The organism is Methylophilus sp. 42 (assembly GCF_000384155.1).
GTDB lineage: Bacteria > Pseudomonadota > Gammaproteobacteria > Burkholderiales > Methylophilaceae > Methylophilus.
Genome location: NZ_KB913031.1, coordinates 2283144 through 2302932, shown reverse-complemented (window position 1 = coordinate 2302932; position 19789 = coordinate 2283144). Strand labels below are relative to the sequence as shown.

Below are 19789 nucleotides of genomic sequence, written 5' to 3'. Positions count from 1 at the left end.
ACATGTGGGAAGAAGGCGCGCAAACCGTATTACTGGCTTCAGGCTTTAATGAGCACTGGGGGCTGACGGATTTCTGGCCATTGCTGTTGTTACCTTTGGCCGTATTGCCATGGGTATTGCGCGGGCAAATGAATTTCCCGCATCCGGCGTTACAAGGGTTACCCGCAGATCCGCTATCTGCCTGGCTGGATCGCCTGTGGAAGATGGCATTAAGTCTATTGATACTGGCCTTGAGTCTGGCGCTCACCGGCCCTTACCTGAAATCGCAATATGTCGAAAAGATAGGACGTGGTGCGCATGTCATGATCGTGCTGGACCGCAGTGCCAGCATGAATGAGCCATTTGTAAAAAAAGGTGACGATGCACAAGCACGCGTGCCCAAGATGGAAGTCGCCCGCAAGGTCCTTAAAACGCTGGTCGCACAAGGGCATGATGATTTAATGGGCATGGTGACTTTCAGTACTTCCCCAATTCTGGCGGCACCACTGGGCAATGACCGTGAGTTTGTGCAGGCGGCACTGGATGCCACCGAAGCCGGTGGCATGGGCTTTACCGCCGTGGCGCGTGGCTTGGGTATGGCACTGGATTACTTTGCGGACCAGCCAGTCACCGGCGCACGCGCCATGGTGCTGGTGTCGGACGGTGGCGCGCATCTGGATGGTAAAACGCAGGATATGTTACGCGCCATGTTTATGCGCCAGAAGGCTTCACTGTACTGGATTTATCTACGCTCCGAGAGTGGCGTCAGCCTTAAGCAAAGCCTGGCAGAAGGCGAAAATATTGATGCCTACCCTGAGTATGCCCTGCATGAATACTTCCAGACCCTGAATGTGCCTTACCGCGTGTATGAAGCTGAAAACCCGCAAGCGGTGATGGCGGCAGTACGCGATATTTCCACACTGAAAAATAAACCGACCAGATACCTGGAGCCCGTGTCGCGGCAGGATTTAAGCCAGTATGCCTATGGCTTGGCGTGGCTGGCGGCGGTGTGTTTGATCTGTTTGTATGCATTGGAATTGAAACGGTGGCAGGCATGAATAAAAAACTGGCGGGCATCCTGCGGCGTGGCATGTTATGGGCTGGGCTATTGATATTAATCTCAGTGGTGATGCTGATCAGGCAAGCGATAGATATCTATCAGGCTGAAGTCTATCGTCGCAGCCTGCAACCGCATGTATTGATTGAAAACACCTTGCTTGGCGCTAACCAGACGCCCCAGGCTTTGTTTGCCAATGCGGTGTTTTATGACAACCAGGTTAAGCCCGAACAGGCATTATCGGAATTTGCCGCTCTGATCAGCAAAGTGCCTGAAGGTGATGCGTTACGCCAACAGGCCTATTTTAATTCGGGCAATATTTACCTGCGCACAGCGATCCGCTTGCTGGAACAGCGCGGCCTGCCTGCCTGGGATGAAGCGGGTCCGCTGGTCGCACTGGCCAAAGAGAGCTACCAAAAAGCCTTGCGCGTAGAGCCTGACTGGTCTGAGGTGAAATACAACTACCACCTGGCCTTACGCCTGGCACCGACTACGCATGGCATGTCCGGGCCGCAACAATATGAAGATGAGCAGATCAAGGCAGAAGAAGAGCCAAGTGGCTGGCCAGCCATGCCGGGTAATCCTAGAGGCATGCCCTGATGCGTCTGCGTTTTTCTGAGGCATGGCGAGCGGTCGTAAAAGGCCTGGTGGGGGGCTGGTCTGGGCAAGGGTCCAGGCTGTATGCCTGGCGCAAAGCGTGCCTTATCGCAACATTTGTGTTGCTCACCATCATCTTATTCCGGCCACATCTAATGCTACCCAATCGCGTTTATGACTGGTATTTCGTGGTGGATATCACGCAAAGCATGAATGTGCCTGATTACCAGGTGGCTGGTAAAAGTATCAGTCGCTTGCAAATAGCCAAGCAAAGTATACGCAAAACCTTATCGGCCTTGCCTTGTGGTTCACGGGTGGCGCTGGGGATGTTTACCGAACGCAATGTGGTGAATGTGGTGGAGCCGGTTGAGGTCTGCGCCCATTTCGCCGCGCTGGACCAAACGGTTGCCAGCATGGACTGGCGCATGGCCTGGGCTGCGGATTCGTTTATCGCGCATGGTTTGTACAACGCCCTGGAACAGGCACCGGAATTAGGCAAGCAGATACGCGTCATGTTTTTCACTGATGGCCAGCAGGCGCCACCTGCCAATCCTAAATACATGCCCGGCTATGCCGGTAAACCTGGCGATGTGCAGGGATACCTGGTCGGCATGGGCAAGCCAGTCGCCAGCAAAATCCCCAAGCTGGATGAAAAGAATGCGGTTTCCGGCTATTGGGAACAGGAAGAAGTGCAGCGTTTCGGTAACTTTGGCATGGCTGAGACTTTGTCGGTACTGGCGATGGAGCAGGGCCAGCATGACCGCAATGCCGGTCACGGCCCGGGGACTGATTTGCTGAATAATGCGCACCTCTCGGCACTGGATGAACAGAACCTGCAACGCCTGGCTAACACCACTGGCCTGAATTATGTGCGTCTGGAGCAGTCAGCGCAAAGCAGCAGTTGGGCGACTGGCTTGGGCATGACTGCCTGGCGCTGGGCCGATACCGACCTCAGGCCTTGGCTGGCCGTGCCGGCGATAGTTTGCTGGCTGCTGTACCTGCTGCTGACATTTTCCGGTAGTCGCTGGGTCAAGTGGTTGGCGCGACGCTGGTCTGGCATCAGGCTGCGCAGTCACTAAAAGTTTTAAGTAAACAACAGATTTTAAGTAAACAACACGTTTAGTTTTTTAGAGAAGGAGCAACAATGAAGTGGTCTTTATTACTGATTGGATTAATGAGTGCAAATGCCTGGGCGCATGGCCCGACACCGCAGAAAACCGATGAATCCATTCAGGTAAATTCGGCAGCCGATGCCGTATGGAAGCGTATCAGCGCGCCTTGTGCACTGGTACAATGGCATCCACAAGTGACGGCCTGCGAGGCAGTCAACGACAAGCAGCAAAAAATTACCCTCAAAAACGGCAAGCATTTATTACAGGAAATCGATGAGGTTTCTGCCGCAGACATGACGGTGGCTTATCGCCTGTCGGGCGACATTGACCTGGAAGCGCTACCTGTCAGCTCCTTGAATGGCAAAATCAAGGTGGTGGCCGATGGCAGCAATGCCAAGGTGGTGTGGACAGCACGCTATTACCGCGCCTTTACCGGCAATGAACCGCCAGCCGGGCAGGATGATGAATCAGCCAAAAGTGCGGTCGACAGTTTTGTCAAAGACGGCTTGCAAGGCCTGAAAGACGCTCGCCAGAATGCAGCGGCCAATAGCAGTGGCTGGCGCAACAAGATCTGCGCACATTTGCGCCCTTTGTTTAAACGCATGGGTACAAGCGTGTGCGCCTGAATCAGTTAGCCAGCATGATGACCCGCATACGCTTGCTGGTTGCTGTCAGTGCCTGGATATTCCTGACCACTACCCCGGCCATGGCTGCTAGTGAAAACAGTGAGGTCACGCTGGTCGAAACCGATGACAGTCTATGTCTGGCACATGGCGGTCAACTGGTGTCGCTGCAACTGTCCGCTGTCAGCATTGAACAGGACGCCTCAGCAGAGGTTGAGGTGTGGGTGGATCGCTGGTTTATGCAAGTGCAAACGGCAGACCATACCCGCCATGTGTTGAGTGCGCAGGTGCCGGTCGCAGAACTCGGCTGTTCGCAAAGCATAGCCGGACCGCAACACTGGACCCTGAGTGTGATTAAACGCCTGCCAGCAGCAGGCGCCCCTTCCAAGGAAACTCCATGAGTGTCAATAATATTTATCCCATAGACAGCCAAGCCGCGTTTAACCAGCAAGTAACCGCGCATGATTTTATGGTTGTACTGTTTACCGCTAAGTGGTGTGCGCCTTGCCAGACCTTTGCACCGGTATTTGCCGAGGTAGCCGCACAAACGCCCCACATCTTGTTTGCTACGGTAGATATGGATGTGGCCACAGACCTGGCGGCCAATTTTCAGGTTGCACAAGTACCAGCGTTGATGGTGGTACGCGAGCGCGTGGTGATTGACCTGGTCAATGGCGCTATGCACGCCCACGAGCTGAAACATCATCTGCATATGTGGCAAGCGCTGGATATGGCGGCGATTAATGCCCATTTTGCGCAAAGAGTATCTGCTTCCTAGCCTCCCTGCCGTGAAAAAATCCCTGCCAGTTGCAGGATACTGTCTGACGTTTTAAGACAGATAAACACCTATAGTTAAACATCGCTCAAAGACCATACGCGAGGAGAAGTATGTTTTTTCGGAAGACGTCCAGCATGGCGTCTGCACGCCCATACTTTCAAAGATTTGCCGGGTTATGGTTGGCCTGTATGGTTCTGCATGGGCAAGCAGCAGAGCTTGCTTATATCACCAACCAGGGTGATCACACGGTGTCGGTGGTCGAGATGCAGCAGCGTACCGTGCTGCATACCCTGGTGGTGGGCAAGTCGCCGGTTGGTGTGGCGGTCGATCAGCAACAGCAAAAAGTGTATGTAAGCAATGTTGAAGGCCACTCTTTGTCGGTCATCGATATGCAGCATCAGCAAGTGATACGTACGATTGATTTACCGATTGCGCCAGTCGGGTTGGCCGTGAGTAAAACGGGTGACCGCTTGTATGTGGCTGACTGGTATCACGACACTTTGCTGGTCGTGGCTGCAGATAGCGGGCAGGTGCTGGCAAATATTCCGGTCGGGCAAGCACCGGGCGGCCTGCAATTGAGTCTGGATGGTAGCACTTTGTATGTTGCCAATCGCGACAGCGACGATATCAGTGTGATTGATACCCACAGCAACAAAGCGCGTCATCGGGTCAACGTTGGCAAGCATCCATTTGGATTGAGTTTAAGTCCGGATGGCCAGCAATTATTTGTGGTGAATGTGTATTCAAATACGGTCAGCGTGATGGATACGCGCACTCAACAGATACTGGCGACACTGAATACGGGCGATCACCCGTATTGCGCGACACCGGACCATCGCGGGCAACGCTTGTTTGTCAGTAATACGGGTGACGATAGTGTGAGTGTGATTGATCTGGCAACGCGGCAAACCATTCGCAAGATTCGTGTGCCGGGCACGCCGGAAGGTATTGCTTTCGATGCTGAGCACCAGCAGGTGGTGGTGGCCAGCTGGATGGATAACGTTATTGCCATTATCGACAGTGAACGCCTGCTTGTTAAAGCAACGGTTGCCGTCGGTGCGCAGCCGCGGGCGTTTGGTCAGTTCATCGGGAATAAATCCCGATGAAATCGGGAAGGCTGCCGCTATTGGGGCAGTCGTAGCATGCTTAATATGCAATTATCAATTTAAATGACTTAATTTAATTGATTTGCATAAAGTATATCTCCATGTTCAGGCCAGTTGTTGCAGCAACTGGTCGATTTTTTTGAAGGACACTCTATGCAACAAGCACTGCAACAGCTTCTATTCACAGCGGCTTTGGCCACTACCTCTTTCTCAGCGTTCTCCCAACCTTTCGCCTATGTGCCCAATGAAAAAGATGGCACGGTGTCGGTCATTGATACCAGTACCGATGAGGTGGTGAAGCGCCTGCCAGCCAAGGGCCAGTTCGGTAAAAAAGTTCAGGCAGCCGCCGTACACCCTGGCAATCAAAACTTGTATGTCGTCGTGCGCGATAAAAATGCGGTAGCTGTGGTGGATACCCAACAAGGCAAGCAAGTCGCTTTGATCAAGGTCGGCGACGAACCCGAGGGAATAGATATTTCACCGGATGGCAAACTGCTGGCTGCCTGCCTGGAAGAGGAAAATGCGGTGGCGCTGGTAGACCTGCAGGTCAATAAGGTCAAACACACCATTCATACCCAGGGCAGAAATCCCGAGCACTGTGTATTTTCGCCTGATCAGCAGTGGTTATTGGCGAGCAATGAAGAAAGCAATAATGTGGATGTGATCAATCTGACATCACTCAAATCCGAACATTTGATTGCTGCCACCAAGCATCCGCGCGGCGTGGGCTTCAGCCCGGACGGCAAATGGGCTTATGTCGCTAACGAAGCGGCAAATTTGCTGGAAATTGTATCCACCAGTGACTGGAAGGTGCAAGCCAATATCAAAGTCGGCTTGCGCTCTAATGGTGTCAAGGTCAATGCCGATGGCAGCCGTATTTATGTCAGCAACGGCGGCGACCATAATATCAGCGTGATTGATACTGCCAGCCGTCAGGTGATTGCCACTATCGCGGTGGGGCAACGGCCGTGGAATATGGCACTGACGCCAGATGGCAAAAAACTGTATGTCGCCAATGGCCGTAGTCATAGCGTGTCTGTGATTGATACCCAAACGAATCAGCGCTTAAAGGATATTCCGGTCGGCACCTTGCCTTGGGGTGTGGTGATTCGCTAGTCCGCCTATAATGCGTGGTATCCCTGCATACCAGGGGTATGAATCGGGAAAAATTCCCGATAGTTTTTGGGCGATCGACTTTAAAATCCACACAGCATGATGAAATCTCTCAGTCTTCAGTTCAAACTTAATCTGATCATTACCTTGTTATTGCTCGGCTTATTGCTGACCTGGGCAGTATCCGTGGTGAAGAATGCACGTGAAGACGTATTGGCAGAAGTAGATTCAAGTACCAACCTGGTGATTCATTTGCTGGATGCGGAAATTGCGCATTACATGACAGATTTTGGCTGGTTGAATAACAGTGAAAATGGTCAAACCAATCTGTTCAGGCTGGATGAGCTGACCAACATCCGCCATTTGAAGGTGGATTTTTTTGATATGAATGGCCGCTTGCGTGAGTCTAACCGCTCGACGCGATTGGAGCATACCGGTGAAGAGCCACCGGCGTGGTTTGTACGCCTGCTGGATATTTCCAGCGTGCTCAATGAACCCAAACGCAAGAATATTATTTTAAACGGGCGCTTTATCGGCGAGCTGGTCATTACGCCAGACCCGAGTTTTGAGTTGCGCGAAATTTGGGATGACACCTCTGGTTTGCTGGCGATTGTCGGCCTGTTTGGTCTCAGCGTATTGTTGTTTGTTTATTGGACGGTGCGGGCGACGTTTAAGCCAGTGAAGCAGATTATTTATGGTTTGAACCAGATTGAGCGCGGTGAATATCAAAGCCGCTTGCCTGGGTTTGAGCAGATTGAGCTGAGTGAGATCAGTGACAAGTTCAACAGCATGGCCAGCACGCTGGAGCAAAGCATACGCAATAATCACCGTTTAACGCAGCAGATTATTCACCTGCAGGAAGAAGAACGTAAAAAACTGGCGCGTGACCTGCATGACGAAATCGGCCAATACCTGACCGCGGTGCATGTGGATGCCAGTGCGCTGGTGGCGGCGAAAAAGCTCAGTGTGGCACGCGAAAGCGCACAGGCGATTGCGCAGATCACACGGCAAATGATGGTGACTATTCAGGATATCCTGGCGCGTTTGCGCCCGCGCGTGCTGGATGAGCTAGGGTTGAGCCTGGCGTTGGCCGAGTTGATTCATCACTGGCATGATCGTAATCGCGGCATTATGGTAGTGAATGCGATTTCAAATCACCTGAGCCAGCATGATGAATCGGTGTCGGTGACGGTTTACCGTATTTTGCAGGAGTGCCTGACGAATATCAGCAAGCATGCGGCGGCTACCCGCGTGACGATAGAAGTGACGGAAGATGAGCAAGGTTTGTCGCTGATGATAGAGGATGATGGCCGCGGGTTTGATACCAGTGTGCAAAGTCGCGGCTATGGCCTGGCAGGTATGCAAGAGCGGGTAGAGGGCTTGAGGGGCAGTATGAAAATTAGCAGTGCGCCGGGCCAGGGGACGCGCATCGAAGTCCGTTTTCACACAACAGAAGGTTTTCAGGAAGCAGTGACATGACAGTTAAAGTGGTTTTGGTGGATGATCACACCGTGGTGCGTTCAGGGTTACGTCGCTTGCTTGAGAGCCATAAATCAATTGAAATTGTGGCCGAGGCGGATACCGGGGAATCAGCGTACCAAGTCTATGGCGAGATCTTGCCTGATGTCATGCTGATGGATATTTCCATGCCTGGCATGGGCGGCCTGGAAGCCGCCAAACGTATTTTGCAGCGCTATCCGCAAGCCAGAATCGTGATTTTCTCCATGCACGAGGCTGTGTCGTTTGCAGCGCAGGCACTCAAAACCGGCGTGAAAGGCTATGTGACTAAAACCGGTGTGGCGGAAGATCTCGTGCAGGCGGTGCTGGATGTGGCTAAAGGTCGCACGTTTTTAAGCCAGGATGTGGCGCAGAAAGTCGCTTTGCAAACCTTGATTGGCGAAAGCAACCCCTTACAGCAATTGACGTCACGCGAGTTCGAAGTGTTTCGCCTGTTGGCCGAAGGCAAGCGCGTGGAAGAGGTGGCTGATATGCTCAAAATCAGCCAGAAAACAGTGGCCAATTACTATACCCTGATCAAGCAAAAACTCTCGGTGAACAGCCCGGTAGAAATGGTGCGGCTAGCCATGAAGCATGGCCTGATTGATGCCGCGTAAGCATGGCTAAAGTGTTTGCGCCACATCTTCAATCAATGACCGCAGCCAGCGATGTGCGGGATCTTGCCGATACCTGACATGCCAGGCGATATCGACTGGAAAAGTACCCAGGTCGACTGGTGTTGGCAGGATTTTTAAGCGCGTGTCATTTGCCAGGCGGCGGCAAATCTGGATCGGCAGTGTGGTGCAATAGTCGGTGACGGAAATCACTTCTGGTACCGACAGAAAATGCGTGACCGACACCGCCACTTCACGTTTCAACCCCTGCCGGTCTAATGCCTGAAACAAGCCTGCGCGCATGCGTCCTGGCGGCAATACATTCACATGCTTCAACTGTTCATATTGCGCCTTGGTGATTTCATTGCCAACAGTCGGGTGATCGGTGCGCACTACACACGCCAGCCTGTCATCCATCAGGTGCTGCACAATCAGGTTGTCTGGCGGGTCGACAAAACGGCCCATGACCAGCGCCGTGCCGCCTGAAATCACCCCGGTTTCAGCAAGATCATTGCCGTAAGGAATAATGCGCAGCTTGATGCCAGGGGCCAGTACGCGCAGCTTAGCAACGACTGCCGGAATCAGCACATATTCGACATAACTATTAGGTGCAATGGTGAATAACAAATTGGCACTGGCCGGGTCAAAAGCTTGCTGTTCCAGCACGATTTCATCCAGTTGCCCAATGGCTTCCATAATCACTGGCGCCAATGCCTCCGCTTTCTGTGTCGGTTGCATGCCATAACGTTCGCGGATAAATAATGGATCCTGGAGTATCTCCCGCAGGCGGTTCAATGCATTCGACAATGCTGGCTGCGTGATGCCAAGCCGGTCAGCCGCACGCGTCACACTGCGCTCTTCCATCAAGGCAATAAATACTCGTAATAGATTCAGGTCGTAGCGCATTTTAATTATTCATGTGGTGAATAATTAAAATATACATAATAAATTTCAAAAATGGAATCAAAGCGTTCATGATGGACTCACCTGATCACTTAATCACTAAGGAGCTTTAAATGAACATCCTGATCGTCCTCACCTCGCATGACACCCTGGGTAATACTGGCCTTAAAACTGGTTTCTGGCTCGAAGAGCTGGCTGCGCCTTATTACGCGTTTAAGGCTGCGGGTGCGCAATTGACATTGGCATCGCCTAAAGGCGGCCAGCCGCCGCTGGATCCTAAAAGTAATGATCCCGCTTTTCAAACGGCGGACACCAAACGTTTTGAAGCCGATGCAGAAGCAGGCAAAGCCCTGGCGACGACCGTGCCCTTAAGTTCGGTGTCACATAATGGTTTTGATGCAGTATTTTATCCAGGCGGGCACGGGCCATTGTGGGACCTGGCAGAGGACCGCGACTCCATTAGCTTGATCGAGTCGACATTGAATGCAGGTAAACCTGTCGCGCTGGTTTGTCATGCGCCTGGCGTGTTGCGCCATGCCAAACAGCCAGATGGTCGCCCGCTGGTGGCTGGCAAGAAAGTTACCGGTTTCACTAATACTGAAGAAGAGGCCGTTGGCTTAACCAATGTCGTCCCTTTCCTGGTCGAAGATATGCTGGCCAATCATGGCGGTATTTTTTCAAAAGGCGCTGACTGGCAACCCTATGTGGTCGAGGATGGTTTGTTGATTACCGGGCAAAATCCGGCGTCGTCTGCCTTAGCCGCACAGTCTCTTGTGCAGCGTCTGCAAGGTGCGCAAGCATCATGAGTGCCTATGTGGTCATGATGCGTGAGCAGACCACGGATCAAGCCGCCATGGATAGTTATGCCAGCCTGGCCCCTCTCGCCCGGGAGGGGCATGCGGTCACGCCGCTGGTGAAATATGGCGCGCTCAATATTCTCGAAGGCGTGTCCTTTGAGGGGTGTTTAATCCATCGCTTTCCCACCGTCAAAGCGGCCGAAGCCTGGTACCACAGTCCGCAATATCAGCAGGCCGTTAAGCATAGGCACCAGGGCGCACAATATCGGGTGTTTATTGTGGAAGGGATTGACGGCTGAAGCAGACGCAGGCTATAACGGTTTGTTGTGTCACTTTTATATATTGAGCGGTTATAGAGAACTCGGATGAATCACTTTAAAACTTATTTGATGGCCACCATGGCAGCGATTTTCTGGGGCGCTAATTTCAACCTGGCGCGCCCAGTCATTGCTGAAATGGGGCCTTATGTCGCGGGCGCAAGTCGCTATGTGCTGGCTGCGGCTGTTATGGTCTTGATTGCACAAATGCGAAAAGAGGCGATTCCCGCGCAGCATTGGAAAGCATATCTGACGCTAGGAGTGGTTGGCGTATTTGGCTTTAACCTGTTTTTCTTTCTGGGCATGGAAACGTCCTCTGCCATCAATGGCGCCCTGATTATGGCCTTGAATCCCTTGCTGACGGCCGTGCTGGGTTATGTGATTCTGCGCGACAGGCCAAGCAAGCAGCAACTGCTTGCATTCCCGATTGGTATTGCGGGCGTGGCAATCGTGGTGCTGGGTGCGGGCGCGCAACTGACGATTGCGGTCGGCGATATCTATATCCTGATTGCCTCGCTGAATTGGGCGCTCTATAACGTATTGGTCAAAAAAATGATGCCTAAGCAGGTGGGCGGTATTGCGAATACTGCGGGCATCATGACCGTTGGGGCGATGGCATTGAGCATTGCTGCCATCATGCATGGCGATCATGTTGTGGTGCCGACGATACATGCCGGGGCTGCGCTGCTGACGATGTCGCTAGGCGGCGGAGTGCTGGCTTATCTGTTCTGGAATGCCAGCATTTCACATCTTGGGCCCTCAAAAGCGGCAATCTTTATGAACCTGGTGCCGGTCACCACCATGGTCATTGCGGCGTTTGAGCATGTGCCACCTAATCATGCCCAGTTGCTGGGGGCGATGCTGGTCATCAGCGCGGTGACTTTTAGCTCGGTGTCGTTATCTAAAAAGGTTTAAAGGTGGTCGGGCCTTGGTCCATCTTTAGCTGCTTTTCCCAGTATCTGGTGTCAGCTTGGCTTTTGCGCCTTCTTTATGCGCCAGCGAGCGGGCTTTCTATACCTTCGCTCGCCAGCTTGACAGTGGCTCGGTCCGTTTTCTGGTTATATTCAGAATAATTATCCTCAAACAATACATTAAATCTTTACATTTGCTGCTTTTTATGCATAATGCATCATATGAGGCACATTAATTTCGCAAATCAATTTAAAGCACAACGCATTGCAGCAGGCCTTACTCAAGAGGATATGGCTGAGAATGCACACGTCACAAGAATGAATGTGCATGATTTAGAAACCGGCAAAAATGTTGGTTTTCACATCGTGGCTAAGATCATGGCGGCTTTAAATCTTGAGCTGACTAAAAAGAGTACGCTGGAAACCGTAGAAAAAGCCAGATTGGGCGCAATCACGAAGAAGAGGGTTAGAAATCCCAAGGTTGATGGCACCACGTATCCTCAATTGTGCTTACTGCTATGGGACAGAAGTAATAAAAACCTGACTGAAAAGGAGGCTTTTTATATCTATGAGAAGAATGCGAGATATTTAGAGCGTGACACGCTCACGCCTGAAGAAGCAAAATTTTTAGATAGGCTTACCCATAAATATGGCAGCGGAGTCATGTTATGAAGCTCGTGCGACATCATCATATAAGAATCATGTCTGTGCTGCAGAATTTCAATACTGAAATCATGCGCGCTACAGAATGCTACTTTGGTGGAGGCACTGCAATTGCACTCATGATTGATGAGTATCGGACATCCGTGGATATCGATTTTTTGTGTTCAAGCCGGGAGGGATACTCCGATCTTCGAGAGTTAGTCCATCAAAGGGGCATAGAGGGTTTGTTCATTCGAGACACTCCAGTGCAGTTGCGTAGCCCTCGAATAGATAAAGAGGGCATTCGAACTGTATTTGAAGTTGAAGGCCAACCAATAAAATTTGAAATTGTTTCAGAGGGAAGAGTTGACCTAACAGGTGAAGCATCAGATCTTCCATTGCCAACGCTCTCAAAAGCGTGTTTGTTTGTAGAAAAGTTAATGGCTAATGTGGACCGGGGAATGGATAAGTCTGGGTTGAGCAAAGACTTTTTAGACTTGATTATGATGCAGCACAAGTGGGGTGAGATACCAGATAGCGCTTTGCTCACCGCTAGAAAAGCCTATAAATCAGCTATTCCTGATTACTATGAAAAGGTTTTTAATTTGCTGCAAAAGGACAAGGCACATTTGGCATATTGCTTTGATCGGTTAGATATTAATGAAAAGGGAATGGAAATAATCTCTGATTATTTCATGAATAAAGACAATGCTAACTATGTCAGGCAAAGACTGCAGGCGATCGATTCAATGCATCAAATGTGATTGTGTTTTAATGTGGGCATATTCATTTGTATGAGGGTTGTTTCATGAAATTCCCTAAACGCTGTTCATGATCCGCAATAGCAGGATTGTTGGGGCATGGGCCGATAATACATTCACACGAGCCAGACATGGGGTCGGTTCGGGGAATCAAAAAAGGAGATCATTATGTGGACTAAACCAGCTGCTACCGAAATGCGTTTCGGCTTCGAAGTAACCATGTACGTGATGAACAAATAAGTTCATCTGCGTTCAGGAAACCCGGTTGCCCATGCTCAATAGGCGCCGGGTTTTTTATTGCCCGCAGCACTGTTTTATTACCTGAAGCGCCTGAATGAGCCTATTACTACACCCCAGACTTCAAACTGCATGGGCGCTTGAATCAGGATAGGTGTATAGCGGCCAGACGAGTTTGCCGGCAACAATTTTGGTGTGCCATCTTGTTGTTTGGCCAGCGTTTTAATGGTGAACTCGCCATCTATCATTGCCAGCACAATATCGCCGACCACGGCTGATTTACCTTTATCTACGACCGCCTTATCGCCCGGCATCAAACCGGCCTCTATCATCGACTCACCTTGTATGGTGACAAAAAAAGTGGTGTCGGCCTGGTCAATCAAATATGCGCTAGGATCCAGGCGCTGCTCAACATGGTCATCGGCCGGGGAGGGAAATCCGGCGGGTACCTTGGATGCATAGAGCGGCACTGCCATCGGTTGTGCTGCACTGTCAGGAAACGCGAAAACTTGCGGACTGTCCAGACTCTCCCTGTTTTGCCGTTGTTGCTGTTGTTTGGCATAGACCGCCAGCAAGTCACCAATCGCGGTTTTTTGGCTGACAGGCACGCGCATCACGGTGGTGCTTTCCTGGTATAAACCAGAGCCCGGTTTACGGCCCGCACCCGCCCGTCTGCCACCTGCCTTTTTCACACATTGATCACTCATTTGATTATTGTAACAAAAATTATTGCCGGTCAGCGTAAAGAAAAAGATGCAAATGGTGCTGAGTCAGCCGTTATACTGTTGCGCTTTCAACGGATGAGTGTCGCATGGACTGGATACAATTATTTATTGAGCAATATGCGCTGTTTTGCCTGATCGGCGTGGTGGTTGGTGTGCTGTCTGGTTTGCTGGGAATAGGCGGCGGCATTGTGCTGGTGCCTATGTTGCATGCCATGCTGGTGGCCAAGGGCTTTTCGGCTGATGCGGCTTTCCATATGGCGCTGGCGACCTCGATGGCCTGCATCGTGTTTACTTCCCTTTCCAGTATTCTGGCGCATCATAAAAACCAGAATATCGTCTGGCCGTATGTCTGGGCCATGGTGCCGATGGCGTTTATTGGCTCTTTGCTGGCAACCCTGGTGGCGATTCACCTTGATGCGTTTTACTTGACGCTGTTTTTTGCCACGTTTACTTTTTTTGCGGCGATCCAGTTATTCCTGGATCGCAAACCCACCCAGCACAAAATACCGGGCAAGGTGGAAATCAGCCTGGTGTCATTGTTGATCGGTGTGATCTCTGCGCTGGTGTCTATCGGTGGCGGCACGTTGACGGTGCCTTATCTGGCCATGCGTAATGTGTCTGTGAAACAGGCGATTGGTACGTCGGCAGTACTAGGCTTCCCGATTGCATTGGCGAGCACAGTGAGTTATCTGCAAGACGCTGCCCGACAGGCGACACATGCGCCAGACACATTTGGCCTGCTCTATTTGCCTGCCATTATGCTGATTACACCGCTTAGCGTGTTATTTGCCCCGGCAGGCGTGGCGTTGACCAAGCGCTTACCGGTCAAGGTGTTAAAACGTATCTTTGCTGTTTTCTTGATGGCAGTGAGTATCAACCTGTTGTGGTCGCAGCTTGCGTAAGCTCACAGCGGCAGACAATAAAAAAACCGCCGTATTCCGGCGGTTTTTTGTTCAGCGCAATCTTGATACTTAAGATTAAGTGCTGATTATTTGTTCATAACGTACATCGTCACTTCAAAGCCAAAACGCATTTCAGTAGCAGCTGGTTTAGTCCACATGATAGTCTCCTTTGGTTGTTTGGTAGTACATCGTGCTTGATGTACTTGTATGACTGTCACTATACGCCGGTGTTTCAAAACCACCCTGAAGCGAATCCGTAAAAGCAGCTCATGATTTTACGTAGTTTGCAGAGGCTGGAAATGATAAAAAGTGTGAGGAAATCGTCTGTGTAGCAAAAAAACTGACATGAATCTGTAATACAATCAAAGCAGTCCATTAATAAAAAAGAGTGTGCTTGCATGTCGATTCAAACTGTCGCAACTAATCCCTTTTCTGACCAGAAACCTGGTACTTCCGGCTTGCGTAAAAAAGTACGCGTGTTCCAGCAAGCCCATTACCTGCAAAACTTTGTGCAGAGCATTTTTGATACGCTGGAGATTCCGGCCAATGCCACGCTTACACTCGGTGGTGACGGCCGCTTCTATAACAAAGAGGCTATCCAGGTCATTATTAAAATGGCAGCTGCCAACGGTTTTGCCAAGGTGCTGGTCGGCCAGCACGGCATCCTGTCCACCCCGGCTGCGTCCAACATCATCCGTAAATACCAAACCTTTGGTGGCATCATCCTCTCGGCCAGCCACAACCCGGCCGGGCCAGAGGACGACTTCGGGATCAAATACAACACCAGCAATGGCGGCCCGGCACCGGAAAAAATCACCGATGCCATTTTTGCCAATAGCAAACACATTACACAATACAAACTGATCGATTTACCTGAAGTGGATTTATCGAGCATAGGCGTGACCACGCTGGATGGCTTTGAGGTCGAAGTGATTGACTCAGTGGCTGATTACGCGGACCTCATGCAAAGCATGTTTGACTTCGCTGCCATCAAGCGCTGGTTGGCGGCAGGCCACCGCTTGCAGTTTGATGCCATGCATGCGGTGACCGGGCCGTATGCCAAAGAAATTTTCACTCATCGCTTGGGCGCCTCGGTGGATAGCCTGATGAATTGCGAAGTGTCGGAAAACTTTGGTGGTGGTCACCCTGACCCTAACCTGACGTATGCAGAAGACCTGGTCAAAATAGCCTATGGCGGACAAGCGCCAGATTTTGCGGCAGCGTCTGACGGCGATGGTGACCGCAATATGATTCTGGGTAACCATTTTTTTGTCACGCCGTCTGATAGCCTGGCGCTGATTGCAGCGAATGCCAAACTGATTCCTGCTTACGCCAAAGGCTTGTCTGGCGTGGCGCGCTCCATGCCGACCAGTGGTGCAGTGGATAGGGTGGCTGCCAAACTCGGTATCGCCTGCTACGAAACACCTACCGGCTGGAAATTTTTCGGTAACCTGATGGATGCCGGCCGCGTGACCCTGTGTGGTGAAGAAAGCTTTGGCACCGGTAGCGACCACGTGCGTGAAAAAGATGGTTTGTGGGCAGTGTTGTGCTGGTTGAATTTGCTGGCCGCGACGGGCGAGAGTGTTGAGTCGCTGGTGCGCAAACACTGGCAAGTGTATGGCCGCAATGTCTATTCGCGCCATGATTACGAAGGCGTCCCGACCGAACAGGCCAATGCCGTCATCACTCATATCAAGGCGCAATTTGCCAACCTGCCAGGCCAGGTGTTTGGCAGCTATACCGTGAAAACAGTGGATGATTTTAGCTATACCGATCCGGTTGACGCCTCAGTCAGCACTGGCCAGGGTTTACGTATCCTGTTTACTTGCGGCTCACGAGTGGTCATCCGTTTGTCTGGCACCGGCACTGAAGGCGCCACTATTCGCGTTTACCTCGAAGCCTTTACTGAGGATGCTGCACAGCAGCAACTGGATGCACAGGAGGCATTGGCGGAGCTGATCAGCGTTTCACACCAGATTTCGCAGTTGCCGCAACTCACCGGCAGGCAGCAGCCAACGGTTATTACTTAAGGCTGAATGGCTGCGGCTGGATGGGGAAACAGCAGAATGACAATGATTAAAAAAAGTATTTTTTGCCCGGTGTTGCTCTCTGTGGGTCTACTGGCCTGCGGCGTCAATCCGGTGACCAAAGAGCGCGAGTTCCAGTTTGTCTCGCAGGATAAAGAGATTCAGCTGGGTCAGCAAAACTATAGTCCTGCCCGCCAGTCACAAGGTGGTGATTACACGCTGGATGCCGAACTGACGCGCTATGTGCAGCAGGTGGGACAAAAGCTGGCGGCCGTATCAGACCGTCCCGATTTGCCCTATGAGTTTGTGGTGCTCAATGACTCGGTGCCTAATGCCTGGGCGATGCCGGGCGGCAAAATCGCGTTTAACCGTGGCTTGCTTTATGAACTGCATAGCGAAGCAGAGCTGGCTGCCGTGCTGGGCCATGAGATTGTACATGCAGCGGCGCGACATGGTGCCAAAGGCATGGAGCGTGGCATGTTTATGCAAGGGGCCATGCTGGCAATCGGCCTGGCCACGAGGGACTCTAATTACGCCAACCTGGTTGTTGGTGGCGCGCAACTGGGTGGTCAGCTGATTACCAGCAAATATGGCCGCGATGCTGAATCAGAGTCTGACCACTATGGCATGAAGTACATGAAACTGGCAGGCTATGATCCGGCCGCAGCCGTGACCTTGCAAGAGACGTTTGTGCGCCTGAGTGAAGGCAAACGGCAGGACTTTATCGGTGGCCTGTTTGCCAGCCATCCGCCTTCACAAGAGCGGGTGGATGACAACAAAAAAACGTTGGCAGAGCTGGGCGCTGGTGGTGACATGGGTAAAGATGTCTATGCGCAAAAGGTCGCCAAGTTGATGGCCACGCGTGAGGCCTATAAAGCCTATGATGAAGGTAAAGAGGCATTGCAAAAAGGCGATGCCGAAAAAGCCAAAACCCTGGCCAAAAAAGCCATTAGTATTGAGCCGCACGAAGCACGCTTTCAGGAGCTGTTAGGCGATATTGCCCTGACCAAGAAAAACACCACGGAAGCGCTGGCGTTTTACGACAAGGCGATTCAAATGCAGCCGGATTATTTCAAGCCCTATGTGCAAAGCGGTATTGCCTTGTTTAATGATGGCAAAAAAGCGCAAGCCGAACCTTTTTTGAAAAAAGCCAATGCCTTGCTGCCGACCGCGCCTGGCTATGCCTTGCTCGGCCAGATTGCCGAAGGGCGTGGTGAAACTGCACTTGCCTTGCAACACTACCAGTTAGCCGCCAGTTCAGACTCCGAAATCGGCAAAGAAGCCGCTGGCCGCGCCATGCGCATAGACTTGCCGCGCAACCCGGCGCGCTACCTGCCTTCTGGCCCGCTGGCAGATAACACCGGCATGGTTTACGCTGCGGTACAAAACAATAGCAGCGTGCCAGTCGGGCGTGTGCAAGTGCGCATGCTGCAATACGACAACCGTGGACGTTTGGTGGACCAGACCCGCTCTATGCTGATTACCGGCGGCATTGCGCCAGGCAAGCGCGGTTCGGTAGCGACTGGTATCCGGATTCAAGACCAGGCTGCGTTACAGTTTTTCCGCGTCGTGGTTGAGGGTGCAGAGCTGGCGAATTAATTTTAAACAATAATAATCACGTTATGGCCACCCAAGATACCTGCTGTTCTGTTTCTCCTTACTTCGAAATCCATGCTGGCAAAACTGCTGTTTTTCGCGCCATCTGTGAAAAGTATGTCGAGTGGTCATCGCGTGAGCCTGGCTGTTTGTATTATGGCTTTAGTTTTGACGGTGACCTCGCACATTGCCGGGAAGGCTTTGAGAACGCGGAGGCACTGCTGGCTCACCTCGACAATCTGCGCCCGATTCTGCATGAAATGGGTGAGGTGTCTACACTGGTGCGTATTGAGGTGCATGGCCCGGACGCTGAATTGGCCAAGCTGCGCATGCCGCTGGCTGGGCTCAGTCCGCAGTATTTTGTACTGGAATATGGTGTGAGAAAGTAGAGGTGTGCGCAACATGGCTTTGCTGCTTGAAATCTGCTAATGTTTCGCCGGATTGGATTAACCGATCTTTACTTAACCACTTGGAAGAATAAAAATGAATATCACAAGAAAAATCGCCAGCACCACCTTGGTGGCATTAGCGATTGCTGTCTCTGGTTGCTCGACCATGCAAGATGTTGTCAAAGTTAAACAAAGTGGTGCAGAGGGGACGACGAAGAATTATGCAGTCACCGAAGCACAAGCCTGGGAAATTGCTAAAACAGTATTCAGATGGGAAGGGGCCGACGCAATTGAGGAGCATAGAGATCAGCACTATATGCTCACGAGTAGTGGCGTCAATTTGGTTTCATGGGGTGCTGTGATGGGCGCGTGGGTTGAGCCTGTGAAAGATGACGACACCAAGGTCACCGTGGTGACCAAGCGCCGTGTAACGGTGAACGTGGCAACGACCTTAACTGAAACGACCTTTCATAAGCGCTTTGCACAGGCCGTGAATATCGTCAAACAAGGCAAGCCACTCCCTGCTGAAGCACCCTAGTATTTATTTTGCGTGGACAAGTGGCTTGTCCACGCAAATCATTCAAGCTTATTGTGGTGCCTCACCATCCCGTATCGTCATCACTCCCCGATACAACCTGACATCCATCCTCCCCAGAAAACTCATACCGAGCAGGGCGTCGCCTTCCAGTCCAGGTGAAATCGTCGCCGCCACATCATGCGCGATCACGCCGCCTAATTGCACGGTTTTCAAACGCACCAGGTAAGACACGGCATTGCCGTTGGCAGTGTGTGTATTAATCGCATCCCGACTGGCTAGCCCCAAACGGTCTGCAACATGTTGTGAGATGGCGACGCCGGTGGCGCCGGTATCCACCAGCACGCGCACACGTTCGCCGTTAATCAGGGCTTCGGCACTGTAGTGACCGTCAGGGCCGCGTTTAAGGCTGACGACTTCTGGCTGGCCGATCTGCTCCAGGGTGTTGGGGTGTTGTACGCGATCGACTAACACCCACACCAGTGCGGCGAGTGCCAGCCAAGTGAGGGTGTAGAGCAGGCCGCGCCCGCGTGAATAACGTTTTTGAGTGGCATTGTGCATGCTCATTCAA

The 19789-nt window shown here is 51.7% G+C and carries 25 protein-coding genes; 21 read left to right on the top strand and 4 right to left on the bottom strand.

Annotation, left to right across the window (positions count from 1 at the left end):
- Nucleotides 1–2 precede the first annotated feature (2 nt).
- The 10 genes from MET42_RS0110940 (at nt 3) to MET42_RS0110895 (ending at nt 8479) form a co-directional block, all read left to right on the top strand.
- Nucleotides 3–1037, top strand: coding sequence for a VWA domain-containing protein (locus tag MET42_RS0110940; protein ID WP_019883030.1), 1035 nt, complete (start codon nt 3–5; stop codon nt 1035–1037).
- Nucleotides 1034–1636, top strand: coding sequence for a hypothetical protein (locus MET42_RS0110935; RefSeq protein ID WP_019883029.1), 603 nt, complete (start codon nt 1034–1036; stop codon nt 1634–1636). The genes MET42_RS0110940 and MET42_RS0110935 overlap by 4 nt, the downstream gene beginning before the upstream one ends.
- Nucleotides 1636–2712, top strand: a complete 1077-nt coding sequence (locus MET42_RS0110930) for a vWA domain-containing protein (protein ID WP_019883028.1) — start codon at nt 1636–1638, stop codon at nt 2710–2712. Before MET42_RS0110935 ends, MET42_RS0110930 begins: the two co-directional genes overlap by 1 nt.
- 65 nt (nt 2713–2777) lie before the next feature.
- Complete coding sequence (locus MET42_RS0110925; RefSeq protein ID WP_019883027.1) at nt 2778–3371, top strand: SRPBCC family protein; 594 nt, start codon at nt 2778–2780, stop codon at nt 3369–3371.
- 14 nt (nt 3372–3385) lie between these two features.
- A complete protein-coding gene (locus MET42_RS0110920; protein ID WP_232411503.1) occupies nt 3386–3769 on the top strand; it encodes a hypothetical protein in 384 nt (127 codons plus the stop codon).
- Nucleotides 3766–4146: a thioredoxin family protein gene (locus tag MET42_RS0110915; protein WP_019883025.1), complete on the top strand. Its 381-nt coding sequence runs from the start codon at nt 3766–3768 to the stop codon at nt 4144–4146. Before MET42_RS0110920 ends, MET42_RS0110915 begins: the two co-directional genes overlap by 4 nt.
- 134 nt (nt 4147–4280) lie before the next feature.
- Nucleotides 4281–5252 (top strand): cytochrome D1 domain-containing protein, encoded by a 972-nt coding sequence (locus MET42_RS0110910; RefSeq protein WP_019883024.1) that lies wholly within the window; start codon nt 4281–4283, stop codon nt 5250–5252.
- Between the two features lie 153 nt (nt 5253–5405).
- Nucleotides 5406–6368: a beta-propeller fold lactonase family protein gene (locus MET42_RS0110905; protein WP_029512411.1), complete on the top strand. Its 963-nt coding sequence runs from the start codon at nt 5406–5408 to the stop codon at nt 6366–6368.
- Between the two features lie 96 nt (nt 6369–6464).
- Nucleotides 6465–7844 carry an ATP-binding protein gene (locus MET42_RS0110900; protein ID WP_019883020.1) on the top strand — a complete coding sequence of 460 codons (1380 nt, stop codon included), beginning with the start codon at nt 6465–6467 and terminating at the stop codon, nt 7842–7844.
- Nucleotides 7841–8479 (top strand): response regulator transcription factor, encoded by a 639-nt coding sequence (locus tag MET42_RS0110895; protein ID WP_019883019.1) that lies wholly within the window; start codon nt 7841–7843, stop codon nt 8477–8479. The genes MET42_RS0110900 and MET42_RS0110895 overlap by 4 nt, the downstream gene beginning before the upstream one ends.
- Nucleotides 8480–8485: 6 nt before the next feature.
- On the opposite strand, the gene MET42_RS0110890 is transcribed toward MET42_RS0110895, so the two are convergent.
- Nucleotides 8486–9382, bottom strand: a complete 897-nt coding sequence (locus MET42_RS0110890) for a LysR substrate-binding domain-containing protein (RefSeq protein ID WP_019883018.1) — start codon at nt 9380–9382, stop codon at nt 8486–8488.
- Between the two features lie 110 nt (nt 9383–9492).
- Here MET42_RS0110890 and MET42_RS0110885 point away from each other — a divergent pair, with 110 nt between their 5' ends.
- The 6 genes from MET42_RS0110885 (at nt 9493) to pqqA (MET42_RS15030) (ending at nt 13047) form a co-directional block, all read left to right on the top strand.
- On the top strand, nt 9493–10185 hold the full coding sequence (locus MET42_RS0110885; protein WP_019883017.1) for a type 1 glutamine amidotransferase domain-containing protein: 693 nt from the start codon (nt 9493–9495) through the stop codon (nt 10183–10185).
- Nucleotides 10182–10475 (top strand): DUF1330 domain-containing protein, encoded by a 294-nt coding sequence (locus MET42_RS0110880; protein WP_019883016.1) that lies wholly within the window; start codon nt 10182–10184, stop codon nt 10473–10475. Before MET42_RS0110885 ends, MET42_RS0110880 begins: the two co-directional genes overlap by 4 nt.
- 66 nt (nt 10476–10541) lie before the next feature.
- Nucleotides 10542–11408: a DMT family transporter gene (locus MET42_RS0110875; RefSeq protein ID WP_019883015.1), complete on the top strand. Its 867-nt coding sequence runs from the start codon at nt 10542–10544 to the stop codon at nt 11406–11408.
- Between the two features lie 218 nt (nt 11409–11626).
- Nucleotides 11627–12076: a helix-turn-helix domain-containing protein gene (locus MET42_RS0110870; protein ID WP_019883014.1), complete on the top strand. Its 450-nt coding sequence runs from the start codon at nt 11627–11629 to the stop codon at nt 12074–12076.
- Between the two features lie 29 nt (nt 12077–12105).
- On the top strand, nt 12106–12810 hold the full coding sequence (locus MET42_RS0110865) for a nucleotidyl transferase AbiEii/AbiGii toxin family protein (protein WP_232411501.1): 705 nt from the start codon (nt 12106–12108) through the stop codon (nt 12808–12810).
- 165 nt (nt 12811–12975) lie between these two features.
- Nucleotides 12976–13047 (top strand): pyrroloquinoline quinone precursor peptide PqqA, encoded by a 72-nt coding sequence (pqqA, locus tag MET42_RS15030; RefSeq protein ID WP_081624291.1) that lies wholly within the window; start codon nt 12976–12978, stop codon nt 13045–13047.
- Between the two features lie 77 nt (nt 13048–13124).
- Here the strand turns inward: pqqA (MET42_RS15030) and MET42_RS0110860 are convergent, their stop codons facing one another.
- A complete protein-coding gene (locus MET42_RS0110860; protein ID WP_019883012.1) occupies nt 13125–13751 on the bottom strand; it encodes a LexA family transcriptional regulator in 627 nt (208 codons plus the stop codon).
- Nucleotides 13752–13855: 104 nt separating this feature from the next.
- On the opposite strand from MET42_RS0110860, the gene MET42_RS0110855 reads away from it, so the two are divergent.
- On the top strand, nt 13856–14671 hold the full coding sequence (locus MET42_RS0110855; protein ID WP_019883010.1) for a sulfite exporter TauE/SafE family protein: 816 nt from the start codon (nt 13856–13858) through the stop codon (nt 14669–14671).
- Between the two features lie 86 nt (nt 14672–14757).
- Here MET42_RS0110855 and pqqA (MET42_RS14705) read toward each other — a convergent pair whose 3' ends face one another.
- Entirely contained in the window at nt 14758–14829 is a 72-nt protein-coding gene (pqqA, locus tag MET42_RS14705) for a pyrroloquinoline quinone precursor peptide PqqA (protein WP_081624291.1), read from the bottom strand.
- Nucleotides 14830–15069: 240 nt separating this feature from the next.
- On the opposite strand from pqqA (MET42_RS14705), the gene MET42_RS0110850 reads away from it, so the two are divergent.
- The 4 genes from MET42_RS0110850 (at nt 15070) to MET42_RS0110835 (ending at nt 19221) form a co-directional block, all read left to right on the top strand.
- Nucleotides 15070–16701 carry an alpha-D-glucose phosphate-specific phosphoglucomutase gene (locus tag MET42_RS0110850; protein ID WP_019883008.1) on the top strand — a complete coding sequence of 544 codons (1632 nt, stop codon included), beginning with the start codon at nt 15070–15072 and terminating at the stop codon, nt 16699–16701.
- 42 nt (nt 16702–16743) lie between these two features.
- Nucleotides 16744–18297 carry a M48 family metalloprotease gene (locus MET42_RS0110845; protein WP_019883006.1) on the top strand — a complete coding sequence of 518 codons (1554 nt, stop codon included), beginning with the start codon at nt 16744–16746 and terminating at the stop codon, nt 18295–18297.
- 23 nt (nt 18298–18320) lie between these two features.
- The gene (locus MET42_RS0110840) at nt 18321–18683 is read left to right on the top strand and encodes a putative quinol monooxygenase (protein WP_019883005.1); all 363 of its coding nucleotides are present in this window, start codon (nt 18321–18323) and stop codon (nt 18681–18683) included.
- A gap of 94 nt (nt 18684–18777) precedes the next feature.
- Nucleotides 18778–19221, top strand: a complete 444-nt coding sequence (locus MET42_RS0110835) for a hypothetical protein (RefSeq protein WP_019883004.1) — start codon at nt 18778–18780, stop codon at nt 19219–19221.
- Between the two features lie 48 nt (nt 19222–19269).
- Here the strand turns inward: MET42_RS0110835 and MET42_RS0110830 are convergent, their stop codons facing one another.
- Nucleotides 19270–19785: a TIGR02281 family clan AA aspartic protease gene (locus MET42_RS0110830; protein ID WP_019883003.1), complete on the bottom strand. Its 516-nt coding sequence runs from the start codon at nt 19783–19785 to the stop codon at nt 19270–19272.
- Nucleotides 19786–19789: the final 4 nt, after the last annotated feature.